Origin of the sequence: Klebsiella sp. Lac1, assembly GCF_009825425.1 — a bacterium.
Lineage (GTDB): Bacteria > Pseudomonadota > Gammaproteobacteria > Enterobacterales > Enterobacteriaceae > Klebsiella > Klebsiella electrica.
Genome location: NZ_VJZJ01000004.1, coordinates 409,816 through 424,945, shown reverse-complemented (window position 1 = coordinate 424,945; position 15,130 = coordinate 409,816). Strand labels below are relative to the sequence as shown.

At 56.5% G+C, this 15,130-nt stretch carries 15 protein-coding genes, 1 pseudogene and 1 other annotated feature (1 of these 17 cut by a window edge); of the genes and pseudogenes, 9 read left to right on the top strand and 7 right to left on the bottom strand.

All coding sequences use genetic code 11. The features are described from left to right. Positions 1 to 21, top strand: a sequence feature (ROSE (Repression Of Heat Shock gene Expression) occurs in the 5'-region of heat shock genes and acts as an RNA thermometer to modulate expression.) (it extends 53 nt beyond the left edge of the window). The 3 genes from ibpA (at position 15) to FNY10_RS24450 (ending at position 2,809) form a co-directional block, all read left to right on the top strand. Beyond that, on the top strand, positions 15 to 428 hold the full coding sequence (gene ibpA, locus FNY10_RS24460) for a small heat shock chaperone IbpA (protein ID WP_131050152.1): 414 nt from the start codon (positions 15 to 17) through the stop codon (positions 426 to 428). (Overlaps the previous feature by 7 nt.) 113 nt (positions 429 to 541) lie before the next feature. Further along, positions 542 to 970, top strand: a complete 429-nt coding sequence (ibpB, locus tag FNY10_RS24455; RefSeq protein ID WP_141962940.1) for a small heat shock chaperone IbpB — start codon at positions 542 to 544, stop codon at positions 968 to 970. A 177-nt stretch (positions 971 to 1,147) separates the two neighbouring features. Beyond that, the gene (locus tag FNY10_RS24450; RefSeq protein ID WP_160704152.1) at positions 1,148 to 2,809 is read left to right on the top strand and encodes a putative transporter; all 1,662 of its coding nucleotides are present in this window, start codon (positions 1,148 to 1,150) and stop codon (positions 2,807 to 2,809) included. Here FNY10_RS24450 and FNY10_RS24445 read toward each other — a convergent pair. Then, positions 2,777 to 3,523: a GntR family transcriptional regulator gene (locus FNY10_RS24445; protein WP_100684602.1), complete on the bottom strand. Its 747-nt coding sequence runs from the start codon at positions 3,521 to 3,523 to the stop codon at positions 2,777 to 2,779. The genes FNY10_RS24450 and FNY10_RS24445 overlap by 33 nt on opposite strands. Before the next feature lie 298 nt (positions 3,524 to 3,821). Here FNY10_RS24445 and FNY10_RS24440 point away from each other — a divergent pair, with 298 nt between their 5' ends. From FNY10_RS24440 to FNY10_RS24425, 4 genes are all read left to right on the top strand, one after another. Further along, a complete protein-coding gene (locus tag FNY10_RS24440; protein ID WP_131050154.1) occupies positions 3,822 to 5,444 on the top strand; it encodes an alpha-glucoside-specific PTS transporter subunit IIBC in 1,623 nt (540 codons plus the stop codon). After that, on the top strand, positions 5,441 to 6,763 hold the full coding sequence (locus tag FNY10_RS24435) for a 6-phospho-alpha-glucosidase (RefSeq protein ID WP_131050155.1): 1,323 nt from the start codon (positions 5,441 to 5,443) through the stop codon (positions 6,761 to 6,763). Before FNY10_RS24440 ends, FNY10_RS24435 begins: the two co-directional genes overlap by 4 nt. A 108-nt stretch (positions 6,764 to 6,871) precedes the next feature. Next, positions 6,872 to 7,219 carry a YidH family protein gene (locus FNY10_RS24430; protein ID WP_131050156.1) on the top strand — a complete coding sequence of 116 codons (348 nt, stop codon included), beginning with the start codon at positions 6,872 to 6,874 and terminating at the stop codon, positions 7,217 to 7,219. Continuing rightward, the gene (locus tag FNY10_RS24425) at positions 7,209 to 7,571 is read left to right on the top strand and encodes a DUF202 domain-containing protein (protein WP_131050157.1); all 363 of its coding nucleotides are present in this window, start codon (positions 7,209 to 7,211) and stop codon (positions 7,569 to 7,571) included. The genes FNY10_RS24430 and FNY10_RS24425 overlap by 11 nt, the downstream gene beginning before the upstream one ends. Before the next feature lie 47 nt (positions 7,572 to 7,618). Here FNY10_RS24425 and dsdA read toward each other — a convergent pair whose 3' ends face one another. Together dsdA and dsdX are read right to left on the bottom strand one after the other, a co-directional pair. After that, positions 7,619 to 8,947 carry a D-serine ammonia-lyase gene (gene dsdA, locus FNY10_RS24420; RefSeq protein WP_160704154.1) on the bottom strand — a complete coding sequence of 443 codons (1,329 nt, stop codon included), beginning with the start codon at positions 8,945 to 8,947 and terminating at the stop codon, positions 7,619 to 7,621. A 17-nt stretch (positions 8,948 to 8,964) separates the two neighbouring features. Beyond that, a complete protein-coding gene (gene dsdX / locus FNY10_RS24415) occupies positions 8,965 to 10,302 on the bottom strand; it encodes a D-serine transporter DsdX (protein ID WP_131050159.1) in 1,338 nt (445 codons plus the stop codon). A 225-nt stretch (positions 10,303 to 10,527) separates the two neighbouring features. Here dsdX and dsdC point away from each other — a divergent pair, with 225 nt between their 5' ends. Then, positions 10,528 to 11,454, top strand: a complete 927-nt coding sequence (gene dsdC, locus FNY10_RS24410; RefSeq protein ID WP_100684609.1) for a DNA-binding transcriptional regulator DsdC — start codon at positions 10,528 to 10,530, stop codon at positions 11,452 to 11,454. Positions 11,455 to 11,540: 86 nt separating this feature from the next. Here the strand turns inward: dsdC and emrD are convergent, their stop codons facing one another. The 4 genes and pseudogenes from emrD to tisB all read right to left on the bottom strand — a co-directional run. After that, complete coding sequence (gene emrD, locus FNY10_RS24405; protein WP_160704156.1) at positions 11,541 to 12,725, bottom strand: multidrug efflux MFS transporter EmrD; 1,185 nt, start codon at positions 12,723 to 12,725, stop codon at positions 11,541 to 11,543. Between the two features lie 175 nt (positions 12,726 to 12,900). After that, positions 12,901 to 13,734, bottom strand: a complete 834-nt coding sequence (locus FNY10_RS24400; RefSeq protein WP_100684611.1) for a DMT family transporter — start codon at positions 13,732 to 13,734, stop codon at positions 12,901 to 12,903. A 69-nt stretch (positions 13,735 to 13,803) separates the two neighbouring features. After that, positions 13,804 to 14,250 (bottom strand): GNAT family N-acetyltransferase, encoded by a 447-nt coding sequence (locus tag FNY10_RS24395; RefSeq protein WP_160704158.1) that lies wholly within the window; start codon positions 14,248 to 14,250, stop codon positions 13,804 to 13,806. Between the two features lie 90 nt (positions 14,251 to 14,340). Continuing rightward, positions 14,341 to 14,455, bottom strand: a pseudogene (gene tisB / locus FNY10_RS24390) (type I toxin-antitoxin system toxin TisB); the annotation flags it as partial. Between the two features lie 547 nt (positions 14,456 to 15,002). Here tisB and ivbL point away from each other — a divergent pair. Further along, positions 15,003 to 15,098 carry an ilvB operon leader peptide IvbL gene (gene ivbL / locus FNY10_RS24385; RefSeq protein WP_100684613.1) on the top strand — a complete coding sequence of 32 codons (96 nt, stop codon included), beginning with the start codon at positions 15,003 to 15,005 and terminating at the stop codon, positions 15,096 to 15,098. Positions 15,099 to 15,130 lie beyond the last annotated feature (32 nt).

Below are 15,130 nucleotides of genomic sequence, written 5' to 3'. Positions count from 1 at the left end.
AGGAGCTTTTTATTATGCGTAATTTCGATCTTTCTCCGCTGTATCGTTCTGCAATTGGTTTTGACCGCCTTTTTAATCTGTTAGAAAACAATCAGAGCCAGAGTAATGGCGGCTACCCTCCGTATAACGTCGAGCTGGTAGATGAAAACCATTACCGCATCGCTATTGCCGTGGCCGGTTTTGCCGAGAGCGAACTGGAGATCACCGCGCAGGATAATTTGCTGGTCGTCAAAGGCGCCCATGCAGCCGAGCAGAAAGAACGTACCTATCTCTATCAGGGCATTGCGGAACGCAACTTTGAGCGCAAATTCCAGTTGGCGGAAAATATCCATATCCGCGGCGCAAACCTGGTCAACGGCCTGCTGTATATCGATCTGGAACGCGTGATTCCGCAAGCGGACAAACCGCGCCGTATCGAAATTAACTAATTTTATCCGGGTCGCCACGCGGCCCGCTTGCAAACTTGCTTGCCGTCAGGGAGCAGATGCGAATCCACCGGATTTGCAGAGATCAACTCGCTTCATAGAAGGAGAAATACATTATGCGTAACGACGATTTATCCCCACTGCTGCGTCAATGGATCGGTTTTGACAAACTGGCCAATGCACTGCAAACCACCAGCGAAAGCCAGAGCTTCCCGCCGTATAACATTGAAAAAAGCGACGATAACCACTATCGCATTACCCTTGCGCTGGCCGGTTTCCGTCAGGAAGATCTGGATATTCAGCTGGAAGGGACGCGCCTGAGCGTGAAGGGTACGCCGCAGCAGGCTGACAAAGAAACGAAATGGCTGCACCAGGGGTTAGTCAGCCAGGCCTTTAGCCTGAGCTTTACCCTGGCAGAAAATATGGAAGTCTCCGGTGCCACATTCAATAACGGGTTGCTGCACATTGATTTAACCCGCAACGAGCCGGAAGCGGTTATCCCGCAGCGTATCGCCATCAGCGAGCGTCCTGCGCTCGACAGCTAAGCTGACTTCGCATACAAGGCCCCGATTTTCGGGGCTTTTTTTTACCTGAAAACCTGGTCTCATGGTCGATACGTCATTCCGATGACCCGCCGATTATTGTGCGCCAGGCTGCATACAGGCCCGGAGGCTTAAGCCATAATCCATGATGTTGATAATGTTATTCACAGGGAACAGACGATGAGTGATATAGCATTGACCGTCAGCGTTCTGGCGCTGGTGGCGGTAGTCGGATTGTGGATCGGCAATGTCAAAATTCGCGGTGTCGGGTTTGGCATTGGCGGCGTGCTGTTTGGCGGCATTATTGTTGGCCACTTTGTGGACCAGGCGGGTATCGCTCTTAGCAGCCCGATGCTGCATTTCATTCAGGAATTTGGCCTGATTCTCTTTGTTTATACCATCGGCATCCAGGTGGGACCAGGGTTCTTCGCCTCCCTACGCGTCTCCGGGCTACGGCTCAATCTCTTTGCCATCCTGATTGTCATCCTTGGGGGGCTGGTGACCGCCGTGCTGCATAAGCTCTTTGATATCCCGCTGCCGGTGGTGCTCGGTATTTTCTCCGGCGCAGTCACGAATACGCCGGCGCTGGGGGCCGGGCAGCAAATCCTGCGCGATCTCGGCGTACCGTTTGACGTGGTCGATCAGATGGGGATGAGCTATGCCATGGCCTATCCGTTTGGTATTTGCGGCATCTTGCTGACCATGTGGCTGATGCGTCTGTTCTTTCGCGTTAGCGTCGAAAAAGAGGCCCAGCAGTTTGATGAGAGCAGCGGGAACGGGCACGCGGTTCTGCAAACGATTAACGTCCGGGTTGAAAACCCGAACCTGAACAATATGGCGATTCAGGACGTGCCGATGCTCAACAGCGATAAGCTGATTTGCTCCCGTCTCAAACGTGACGATCTGCTGATGGTGCCGGCACCGGGGACCTTAATTCAAACCGGCGATCTCCTGCACCTGGTCGGGCGTCCGGAGGATTTGCACAACGCGCAGCTGGTTATCGGCAAGGAAGTTGCTACTTCGCTTTCAACCCGCGGCACGGATTTGAAAGTTGAGCGGGTGGTGGTCACCAATGAGAAGGTGCTGGGTAAGCGGATCCGCGACCTGCATTTTAAACAGCGCTATGACGTGGTTATCTCGCGGCTTAATCGCGCCGGGGTTGAGCTGGTGGCCAGCAGCCATGCCAGCCTGCAGTTCGGCGATATTCTTAACCTGGTTGGCCGCCCGGAAGCCATTGATGCGGTGGCCGCCGAACTGGGTAACGCCCAGCAAAAATTGCAGCAGGTACAGATGCTGCCGGTATTTATCGGCATTGGCCTCGGGGTTTTACTGGGCTCCATTCCGCTGTTTGTTCCCGGTTTCCCGGTGGCGTTAAAGCTGGGGCTCGCCGGTGGGCCGCTGATTATGGCGCTGATCCTCGGGCGAATCGGCAGTATCGGCAAGCTCTACTGGTTTATGCCGCCGAGCGCCAACCTTGCGCTCCGTGAGCTGGGGATTGTGCTCTTCCTGGCGGTCGTCGGGCTGAAGTCCGGCGGTGATTTTGTCGTCACGCTGACCGCAGGCGACGGGCTGAGCTGGATTGCCTACGGCATTTTTATTACCGCGATTCCGCTGCTAACGGCGGGCATTCTGGCGCGGCTGCTGATGAAGATGAACTACCTGACCCTGTGCGGCATGCTGGCCGGGTCGATGACCGACCCTCCGGCGCTGGCTTTCGCCAACAACCTGCATGCCACCAGCGGAGCCGCGGCGCTCTCGTATGCCACGGTTTATCCGCTGGTGATGTTTTTGCGCATCATTACGCCGCAGCTACTGGCCGTGTTGTTCTGGGGAATGAGTTAACGGCGTCTCCAGGTGGACGCGCCGCAGATGGTAGTCCACCTGGTATTCACTGGCGTTGCGGAACATCACCGAATAGTTCAGAAACTCACCGCTGTCGCTGTAGGAAAGCGAGGTAATCCGCAGCAGCGGCGTCTGTTCCGGGACATTCATCGACCGGGCCAGCTGCTTGTCCGCCAGTACCGGCGTCAGGCTTTCATAGTTACCGCTAATGGTTATCCCGCACTCTTTCTCAATGTAATCGAATTTTGACCCTTCCATATGCGCCAGCGACAGGTTACGGAACAGTTTGACCGGCATATAGCTGTCTTCCAGCATCAGGGGTTTGCCGTCCACGTAACGCACCCGGCGCGAGAAGTAGATCCGTTCATTGATCTGTATCCGTAGCTGGCTGGCGATGGCCGGCGGCGCCGGCATGACTTCGAATACCAGCACCTCGCTCACCACCTCTTTACCCTGCTTGCGTAACACTTCCGCCAGACCGGTGAGGTTAGTGGTCTCATGATGCACATCTTTGCGGGCGACAAAGGTGCCGGATCCGTGGCGGCGAACCACCAGCCCCCAGCTAATCAGCAGCTCGATAGCTTTGCGGATTGTCATCCGCGCCACGCCAAACTCTTCTGCCAGCTTTTTCTCTCCCGGCAGCGGGCTACCGATATTGAAATCGGAAGAATTCAGCCGCAGGCGCAATCTGTCCGCGATAGATTTATAGATCACCAGTAGACCTCTGTTTCATTTTTTAAACGGGACGGTTAACGATGTATATTGCAAATAAAACGATTAAATACATAAAGGTATGATTTATTCATTCTGATGTTTTAATCCGCGTCATTCATGATGTCTATTTTTAATTAAAAAAGTAGACAACATTGGCGGAATTAAAACCATGAAAGCGATCACGGATCGCAACGCCATCGCATGTTGTCGGGCGGGTAAATTCCTATTCTCGCTGTAGGCCGATACTCATGACAAATAAGGCCTCTTACCCTACTGGTTGTTAAATGAGGATTTTAAAATGCTCAGTCAAATACAACGCTTTGGCGGCGCCATGTTTACCCCGGTTTTACTGTTTCCTTTCGCCGGGATCGTGGTGGGTATTGCCATTATGCTGCGCAACCCGATGTTTGTCGGCGAAGCGCTCACTGCACCCGATAGCTTATTTGCTCAGATTGTTCACATTATTGAAGAAGGCGGCTGGACGGTATTTCGTAACATGCCGCTGATTTTCGCCGTCGGCTTACCGATTGGCCTCGCGAAGCAGGCGCAGGGGCGAGCTTGCCTTGCCGTGCTGGTGAGTTTCCTGACGTGGAACTACTTCATCAACGCCATGGGGATGACCTGGGGCCATTTTTTCGGCGTCGATTTTTCTGCCGACCCCACGGCCGGCAGCGGCCTGACGATGATTGCCGGCATTAAAACGCTGGATACCAGTATCATCGGCGCGATCGTGATTTCCGGGATCGTCACCGCCCTGCATAACCGCTATTTTGATAAACCGCTGCCGGTGTTCCTCGGTATTTTCCAGGGCTCTTCATTTGTCGTTATCGTTGCCTTCCTGGTGATGATCCCCTGTGCCTGGTTAACGCTGCTGGGGTGGCCAAAGGTGCAGATGGGCATTGAATCGCTGCAGGCTTTTTTACGCTCTGCCGGGGCGTTAGGGGTCTGGGTCTATATTTTCCTTGAGCGCATTCTGATTCCCACCGGCCTGCATCACTTTGTCTACGGACCGTTTATTTTTGGCCCGGCGGTGGTGGAAGGCGGTCTCCAGGTCTACTGGGCACAGCATCTGCAGGAGTTCAGCCAGAGTACCGAACCGCTGAAAGCCCTGTTCCCGGAAGGCGGTTTCGCCCTGCACGGCAACTCCAAGGTCTTTGGCTCGGTCGGGATTGCGCTGGCGCTCTATTTCACCGCCGCGCCGGAAAACCGCGTCAAAGTGGCCGGATTGCTGATTCCGGCGACGCTGACCGCCATGCTGGTGGGGATTACCGAACCGCTGGAATTCACCTTCCTGTTTATCTCGCCGCTGCTGTTTGCCGTCCATGCGGTGCTGGCGGCGACGATGGCGACGGTGATGTATATGTGCGGGGTCGTCGGCAACTTCGGCGGTGGTCTGCTTGACCAGTTCCTGCCGCAAAACTGGATCCCGATGTTTCACAACCATGCCTCGATGATGTTCATCCAGATAGGCATCGGGGTGTGCTTCACCGCTATCTACTTCGTTATCTTCCGCGCCCTGATAGTGCATTTCAATCTGAAGACGCCGGGCCGCGAAGCGAGTGAAATCAAACTCTACAGCAAGGCGGATTACCAGGCCGCGCGTGGTAAGACAAGTGCGGCGGGCGCCGCGGTATCCAACTCGGGTCAGGCCGCGGGCTTTCTGCAGGCGCTGGGCGGCGCAAGCAATATCGAATGCGTCAACAACTGCGCCACCCGACTTCGTATCACGCTAATCGATATGGCGAAAACACAAAGCGACGACGTCTTTAAAGCGCTGGGCGCTCACGGGGTGGTGCGCCGCGGCAACGGGATTCAGGTCATCGTCGGCCTGCATGTTCCCCAGGTTCGCGACCAGCTGGAATCCCTGATGAAAAATTCTCTACAGACCGAACAAACCACCATGACGGAGGCAGTATCATGAAAAAATTCTCAGTTGTTATCGCAGGCGGCGGCAGTACATTCACACCAGGTATCGTATTGATGTTGTTAGCAAACCAGGACCGTTTCCCGCTGCGGGCACTGAAATTTTATGACAACGACGGCGCGCGTCAGGAGATCATCGCCGAAGCGTGTAAAGTGATTCTTAAAGAGCAGGCGCCGGAAATTGAGTTCAGCTATACCACCGACCCGCAGGCGGCCTTTACCGATGTGGATTTTGTGATGGCGCATATCCGCGTTGGCAAATATCCGATGCGCGAAAAAGATGAAAAAATCCCGCTGCGCCACGGCGTGCTGGGCCAGGAAACCTGCGGGCCTGGCGGGATCGCCTACGGCATGCGCTCTATCGGCGGCGTGCTCGAGCTGGTGGACTATATGGAAAAATATTCGCCGAACGCCTGGATGCTGAACTACTCCAACCCGGCGGCCATCGTCGCGGAAGCTACGCGTCGCCTGCGTCCGAATGCGAAAATCCTCAATATCTGCGATATGCCGATCGGCATTGAAGGGCGCATGGCGCAAATTGTCGGCCTCAAAGATCGTAAACAGATGCGGGTGCGCTATTACGGGCTGAACCACTTCGGCTGGTGGACGTCGATTGAAGATCTGCAGGGCAACGATCTGATGCCGAAACTGCGCGAACATGTGGCGAAATATGGTTATGTGCCGCCTTCCAACGATCCGCATACCGAGGCCAGCTGGAACGATACCTTCGCCAAAGCGAAAGATGTGCAGGCGCTGGATCCGGATACCATGCCGAATACCTACCTGAAGTATTACCTGTTCCCGGATTACGTCGTCGAGCACTCTAACCCGGCGCGTACCCGCGCTAACGAGGTGATGGATCACCGCGAGAAAAATGTCTTTAGCGCCTGTCGGGCAATTATTGCCGCGGGTCAATCTTCCGCCGGCGATCTGGAAATTGATGAGCACGCCTCATACATCGTGGATCTGGCGACCGCCATTGCCTTCAACACCCAGGAGCGCATGCTGCTGATCGTACCGAATAATGGCGCTATCCATAATTTTGATGCCGATGCGATGGTGGAAATTCCGTGCCTGGTGGGCCACAACGGGCCGGAACCGCTGACGGTTGGCGATATTCCTAACTTCCAGAAAGGGATGATGAGCCAGCAGGTAGCGGTGGAGAAACTGGTGGTCGATGCCTGGGAACACCGTTCTTATCACAAGCTGTGGCAGGCGATTACGCTGTCGAAAACCGTGCCCAGCGCATCCGTCGCGAAAGCGATTCTCGACGACCTGATTGAGGCCAACAAAGAGTACTGGCCGGAACTGCATTAATCCTCACCTTAGCCGGCATCCATCGGGTGCCGGTTCTTTCGCTGCTCCCCTGTTCGTCACAAATTACGCTATGCTGAAGCCTGTCCGCGCTACGAACAAGGAACCCTGATGAAAATTTCCCGCGTCGGCGAAGCGCCGGATTACCGCTTCTCGCTGGCCAACGAACGCACTTTTCTGGCGTGGATCCGCACGGCATTAGGCTTTCTTGCCGCCGGGGTCGGCTTAGATCAGCTGGCGCCGGATTTTGCCACGCCGCTGATTCGCGAAGTGCTGGCGCTGCTGCTGTGTTTGTTTGCCGGCGGCCTGGCGATTTATGGCTACCTGCGCTGGCTGAGTAACGAAAAAGCGATGCGCCTGAAGCAGGATCTGCCCTACACCAGAACGCTGCTGGCGATCAGTCTGTTGCTGATGATGGTGGTGGTGGTGGTGATAGGCCTGGTTCTGTATGGCGGATAAGCGCCGGGCGCGGCGGGAAAGCGATCCGGGATTGCAGCCGGAACGGACATCGCTGGCCTGGTTTCGCACGTTGCTGGGCTATGCGGCACTGATGGCGCTGGCGATTAAACATAACTGGCATCGCGCGGGGGCGCTGTTCTGGCTATCGATTGGCGTCCTGGCGATAGTGGCTATTGTGCTCTGGGGCTACACGCGGCGCCGTAAGCTGATGGATGTGGACGAGAGTGATTTTGTTCAGCCGCAGGCGATACGTGACAAGTTTTTCATTGCCGTCGCCGTCCTTTCGCTGTCGCTGATGTTTGCGGCCACGCACCTGCGGCAGATAGCGTTATTTCTGCAGAGTGTGACATAACGGAAAGTGGGCCCAGCGGCGTATCCCCCGCCCCTGAGCCCGTGGTATTAACGCCCTTTCGCCAGGTACTGCGCCATCTCTTCTTCCGGCACCATGCCGCCGCCGGTCGCCCAGACCAGATGCGTGGCGTTGTCCATCTGGCGGGTTGTGAAGCCGTGCATCTGCTGATATGTCTCGCTGGCGCAAACGCGCTGCGGTCCGGCCATCCCGGCCAGCGCGGACGGCTCCAGGCGGATATTTTCCGCTTGCGCCAGCCAGCCCAGCATGTCGTACATCGTCTGGTCGCTGAGGGTATAGAAACCATCCAGCAGACGCGCCATAGCCCTGCCGACAAACCCGGAAGCGCGACCAACGGCCAGGCCGTCGGCGGCAGTGAGATTATCAATACCCAGATCCTGGACCGAAATTTCATCATGCAGGCCGGTATGGACGCCGAGCAACATGCAAGGAGAGTGCGTGGGTTCAGCGAAGAAACAGTGTACATGGTCGCCGAAAGCCAGCTTCAGACCAAACGCGACCCCGCCAGGACCGCCGCCGACGCCGCACGGCAGATAGACAAACAGCGGATGGTCGGCATCGACCACGCGTCCCTGGTGGGCAAACTGCGCTTTCAGGCGCTCGCCTGCGACGGCGTAGCCGAGGAACAGCGTGCGTGAGTTCTCATCATCGATAAAGAAGCAGTTGAGGTCCGCTTCGGCGGCTTTACGCCCCTGTTCGACCGCGACGCCGTAATCCTGTTCGTATTCAACCACCGTTACGCCGTGGCTGCGCAGCTTCGCTTTTTTCCATGCCCGGGCATCGGCAGACATATGCACGGTGACGTTAAAACCGATACATGCGCTCATGATGCCAATCGACATCCCCAGGTTGCCGGTGGAACCGACGGCGATGCTGTACTGGCTAAAGAACTGCTTAAATTCCGGGGTCAGCAGCTTGCCATAGTCATCTTCGGTGGCAAGTAACCCCGCTTCCAGCGCCAGCTTTTCGGCGTGGGTCAGCACCTCGTAAATACCGCCGCGGGCCTTGATGGAGCCGGAAATCGGCAGATGACTGTCTTTTTTCAGCAGCAGATCGCCGTAAATGGGCTGGATAAAAGCCTGCTCCAGCCGTGCTTTCATTGCCGGGATAGCGACCAGCCCGGATTCAATAATCCCCCCGGTGGCGGCGGTTTCCGGGAATGCCTGCGCCAGATACGGCGCAAAACGCTCAAGGCGGGCGCGGGCCTCCTGAACATCGTCAGCCGTCAGGCCAACGTAGGGTAAACCTTCCGCCAGCGAAGTGGTTGCCGGGTTAAACCAGGTGGTTTCTTTCAGGGCAACCAGATCCTTCAGCAGAGGGAACCGGGCAAGTAAAGTGGTCATGTCAGCGTTTTTCATATTACGTCTCTTTGCGCTCAGATGATGAAAGAAAGCAGGAACGTGCAGGCTAGTGCAAGTAAGGATGCGATAAATGTAGCCGTTGTATAGTATTTGAACGTCTCGCTCAGGCTCGCACCGCAGTATTGTTTAACCAGCCAGAACAGGGAATCGGTAACGATCGTGCAGCCAATTGCGCCGGAACCAATGGCAATGGCGATGATCTCCGGGCTAACGCCAGGGTAGAGCGGCAGCATCGGCGCCACGATGGCCGTAGCCCCCATCATGGCGACGGTGGCAGAACCGACCGCCGCATGCAGAATCAGCGCCACCAGCCAGGCCAGCAGAATCGGGTGCATATGCATGCCGGACAGAATCACCGCCAGTGAATCGGCCAGGCCGCTGGTTTTCAGGACCGCGTTGAACGCGCCGCCTGCGCCGATAATCAGCAGGATATTGGCAATGGAGCCAAAGCCCTTTTCGGTATGGCTCAGCAGCGTAGCCATCCCCATATTCTGCCGGATGCCGAGGACGTAGTAGGCCACGAAGACGGCGATAAACATGGCGGTAATCGGGTTGCCGATAAACTCCAGCAACATATACAGCGTGCCGGTTTTAGCCATATTCAGCTCGGCAACGGTTTTTACCAGCATCAGCGCGATCGGCAGCAAAATGGTCAGTAGCGTAGCGCCGAGCGACGGCAGTGTCTCTTCTTGACGAACTTCCAGATTGGCAAACTCAACAGGAACCGCTTTGAACGGCAGGCGGTTGCCCAGCAGCTTCAGGAACAGCGGGCCGCCAACCAGCGAGGCCATCAACCCAACCAGCAAACCGTAGACAATCACGCTACCGATATCGGCGCCCAGCTTATTGGCGACGAACAGCGCGGCCGGGTGCGGCGGGACGACGCAGTGCACGGCCATTAACGCGGTGCACAGCGGAATCGCCAGCTTCAGCAGGGAGGTATGGGTCTTTTTAGCGATGGAAAAGGCCAGCGGGATCAGCAGCACGACGCCGACTTCGACAAACAGCGTAATCCCGCAAATCAGGCCAACCAGCACCATGATCACATCGACCGACAGCCAGCGGCAGCGCTGAAGCGTCAGGCCGATACGTTCGGCGGCGCCTGAGATCTCCATCATTTTGCCAAGAATGGTGCCGAGGCCGATCACCGCCGCCAGGAAACCGAGGGTTCCCCCGATGCCATTTTCAATGGCGTTGACCATGTCCAGCGGGCTCATCCCCATCATGGCGCCGACGAAGAAACTGGCTAACAGTAGCGCCAGAAAGGGGTGAAATTTCAGTTTTACGATAGTCAAAACAATCAACACAATGCTGATTAATAACGTGCTCACAACCCAAATCTGAGACTCCATACCCCACCTCACCCGTGAATTAGATGGGGTCATTGAACAGAAAAACGGCACCGGCTGACAAACGATATAAATAGCGCTTCAGGTGAATTAGATTGAATCAAAGTGGTGATTAATGTCTAAAATTGTCTTTTATTTGCGCCATGAGTCACTTTTTTTCATCTTTAAACCCATGCAGGGTAACCATTTTTCTTACAATCAGCGCTAAACAATCAGGGGAATCGAACGATGGATGTCGCTAAAGAGATAGGTAACCGGCTGCTCAACGGCTGGCAACTGTCAAAGCTGTATACTTTTGAGGTCGCTGCGCGCCATGAATCTTTCGCCCTGGCGGCGGAAGAGCTATCGCTGACTCCCAGCGCAGTGAGCCACCGGATGAATCAGCTGGAGGAAGAGCTGGGTATTCAGCTCTTTGTGCGCTCTCATCGGAAAGTGGAGTTAACCCATGAGGGGCGGCGGGTGTTCTGGGCGCTGAAATCTTCGCTGGACAGTCTGAACCAGGAGATTCTGGATATCAAAAATCAGGAACTGTCAGGCACGCTGACCGTCTACTCACGCCCGTCGATAGCCCAGTGCTGGCTGGTACCGGCGCTCGGCGACTTTACCCGCCGCTATCCGTCGATATCGCTTACCGTCCTCACCGGCAACGATAATGTGAATATGCAGCGGGCGGGCATCGATCTGGCGCTCTATTTCGACGATCTGCCTTCATCACAATTAACCCACCATTATCTGATGGATGAAGCGATCGTACCGGTTTGCACGGCGGACTATGCCCGGCAGCATCAGCTCCAGCAAAACCCCGATAATCTGCAGCATTGCACCCTGCTGCACGATCGCCAGGCCTGGAGCAATGATTCCGGCACCGACGAATGGTTTAGCTGGGCGCAGCACTTTGGGGTTAATTTGCCGCAATCGTCGGGCATTGGCTTCGATCGTTCAGATTTGGCGGTGATTGCCGCGATGAACCATGTTGGCGTGGCGATGGGGCGTAAACGGCTGGTACAAAAGCGCCTGGCGAGCGGAGAACTGATTGCGCCCTTTGGCGAGATGACGTTGAAATGCCACCAGCACTACTATGTGACGACGTTAGCGGGGCGCCAGTGGCCGAAAATCGACGCGTTTATTCACTGGCTGCAAAGCCTGGTGCGCTGAGACCCCCGGTTGCGCTACGCTAACCGGGGCTACGGACGGTAGCCCGGTAAGGCAGATATGCCGCCATCCGGGGAAGACGCCGGGCGCTAAACCGGTTGCTGGTGGCGGCTGAAACGCGAAGCCAGCGGCAGCCAGCACAGCAGAATCAGCAGGCCCATGAGCATCATCAATAACCCGAGGCTGCTTTGACCGGTCTGCGGCATCAGCGCCGAGAGCCAGGCCAGGACGCCGGAGCCGATGTTTTGCAGGCCGCCCACCAGCGCGCCTGCCGTGCCGGCAAGGAACGGGAAGGGTTCCATCGCGCCGCTGGTCGCCAGCGGGAACAGCATGCCGGCGCCAAAGAAAAACAGTGCCGCGGGCACCAGCAGCGTCCAGACGGTTATCACGCCCATCAGGCCTGGGATCCACATCATGATGCCCGCCAGCAGGCAGCAAATCACCGATTGCCACATCAGGGTTGAGAAGCGTTTATGCGGGCGTCCGGCAAACCAGGCACCGAAAAAAGCCGCCGGGATGGGCAGAATAAACAGAATACTCACCGCCATGCTGCTTAGATCCAGCACGGCGCCCATCAGCACGCCGGAACAGGCTTCGAATACGGCGATTCCGGCGAGGCCGCCAATCAGCATCAGCAGATAGCAGTTGAACGCGGTATTGCCGAAAAGCGTTTTGTAACTGGTCGCCAGCCGGGAGCGCGGTGCGCCAGCCGGACGGGTTTCTGGCATCCAGCGCACCATACTAAAGGTTACGCCCGCGCACAAAATCAGCAGGAAGGCGTAGCATGCTCGCCAGCTCCACAGCGTATTGAGGATACCGCCAAGCAGCGGCGCCAGCAGCGGGCTGACCAAAATGCCCATATTTAACAGGCTGTTGGCATGTCTGAGTTGGGAGCCTTCATACAGATCGCGCGGCAGCGTGCGCGCCATGACTCCGCCGACGCCGGTTCCCATGCCCTGGATGGCGCTGGCGATAATCAGCACCGCCAGGCTGTGGGTGGTGATAGCCACCAGCGTCGCCAGCATAAAGATAGACATCCCGATGAGGATCACCGGCCGTCTTCCGGTGCGGTCGGACAGCGGGCCATAAAAGAGCTGAGAGACGCCATAGGTCAGCAAATAAGCCGCCATGACGCTCTGCACGGCCCCTTCGCGGGCGTTTAGCGAAATAGCCATATCGGCGATCGCCGGGATATAAATGGTCTGCGCCATCTGGCCGACGGCCACCAGCAGTACCAGCATCAACAACAAAGTGAAGTTCTTATGCCGTTTCATGTCGATGAATACTTCGTGAGTAGATATAAATAAAGAATATGTGACTGGCACATCCCGTAAACGATGGAGGAATCTACCACATAAAAATGACAGCACAACTATATGGCGATGACTGGAGAGGAATTTCAGGCAGGTTTTGTAAACAATAATCGGCAACAAATGTTGCCATTCTGCGTCAGGACAGACGCAGCAGGATAGCCCCCGCCGCAATGCCGCAGGCGGCGACGATTCGCAGGGCGATAAGCTTCTCTTTGAGCAGCACGAACGCGATGACGGCGCCGAATAAAATCGAGGTTTCTCGCAGCGCGGCCACCACCGCCAGCGGCGCCTGGGTCATCGCCCACAGTGCCAGACCGTATGATCCCATGGTACTCAGGCCGCCGATCGCGCCTTTTTTCCAGTGCTGACGCAGGTAGCGGCTGGCTTGCTGGCGACGAGCGACCATCGACCAGCTCAGCAGGCAGCAGCCGTTCATCAAAAAGGACCACAGCGTGTAGCCCAGCGCCGTATCCGACAACCGCACGCCGGTACCATCAACCAACGTATAGCCGGCGATAAAACAGGCGTTGATCAGTGCGAGGGTGATGCCGTAGCCGGAGCGAGTCCGGCCGTTGCAGGCCATGGCGAGGATCGCCAGACAGATTACGCCAATCCCCGTCCATGCCAGCGGCGACAGCGTGTCGCCGAGGAACGCGACGCTAATCACCGCCACCAGCAGCGGCGCGGTGCCGCGCATCAATGGATAGGTCTGGCTCATGTCGGAGACCTGGTAGGTTTTGGCGACCAGAACGGTGTATACCACCTGCAATGCGCTGGAAAGCGCCAGATATGGCACGCTGGCCAGGGAGGGCTGCGGTGCGAAAGGCAAGGCCGCGAGGGCGATAAGCGCGGCAGAGCCGCTCACGCCAATCGCCGCGTACAGCTTATCTCCACTTGCTTTGACGATAGCATTCCAGCTGGCATGCAGCAGGGCGGCGAACAGCAGAACGCAGAAAACGGTTATCGTCATGGCAGGTGTGCGGGTGAGTGAGCGGGTCCTGGCACTGTAACACGGGGGTTTTCACCCGACCAGCCGCGCTTAAAGCGAGCAGAACAGGCGATGAGTGACCCGCGGCTCATCATAAACCGGGCGAAACCCAAGCGATTCATAAAACGGCCACGCCGACGGCGGCGCGTGCGTGTTGAGAAAATCAAACCAGGTGCCGGAGTGGGTGATGACCGCCACCAGCAGTTGCTGGCCGATATTCTGCCGCCGGAAGGCGTCGCTGATATATAAATGGCGGATGCGCCCGGCTCGCAGCTGCGGGCTGAAGGGGTCAATATTCAGCCCGCAAACCCCCACCAGCTGCCCGGCGACAAAGGCGCCCAGCAGTTTTTCCCCAGGCGCGCTAAAGTGGTTTTTGCCGCTTTGCCAGTTCTCCGCCAGGCGGCGCAGCATATTGAAATGTTGGGCGAGACTTTCACTGCGCAAAGCAATAAACCCGGGGTCGTCGGGCGTGGTGGCGGCAATCAACAGCGGTGGCATGATTTTCTCCAGTAAGTCAGCACAAGGTTAATGGGAACCGCCTGTAGAGGGGCGGTTTCCCGCCCCTCCCAGGTGCGACTTGAACCTGAATCAGCGTAGCTGTTTCAGGACGGCATCAAGCAGTTGCAACACGGCAACCATGAGTTTCAGGATAAGAACAACAATATCCACGGCACCCATACGCGTCTCCTCTGGTACAGGAGCACGACCGGCTGGCGTACCTTTCCGCCGCCTGTTGCCAGCCAGGATATACGCCGCCTGCCGGGACACGTTGCCGTGGCTGACAGGCATTAGCGTATTTGTTGACGTAACACAGTGTGCTCTCTCGGGGTTAAGGCGCTGACGGCACCACCCGTTTCAGCCAGGACTTTATTGCGCCGGTGATACATGCGGCCCCGAATGACACAATGCGTACGTTTTCAGTATAAACAAATACTGTATATATAAACAGTATTTTCTCGACAAAATGGCGCTCGCCATCCATACTCTACTTTGGCAAAAACCGGGGTGAAAATTGCGTGAACGCCCGCGCGCGCGTATACTTTCAGCGTTGACGTAATACAGTGTACTTGCGGTTACCAGCCGTAAAATGCTGAGAAAAACCTCGCTCCGGCGGGGTTTTTTGTTTTTTCGACCGCTCAGAAATTGTGATCCTTCACACAAATCCTCGTGGATGAAAATAAATCCGTTGTTTAATCGCGGCAGCTGTGTTTGTATAAATTCAGTTAAATTTTCGACACAACAGGTCCCTAATGAACGCTGCCACTCTGACTTCGACCCTACTAAAAACCGCGCCTGCCGCGGTGGTCGTCGTGTCTGTGGTGGTCGTCGTCGGCAACGCGCCGTAGGGTCCGGAACAACACGATTCCAAACCCCGCCG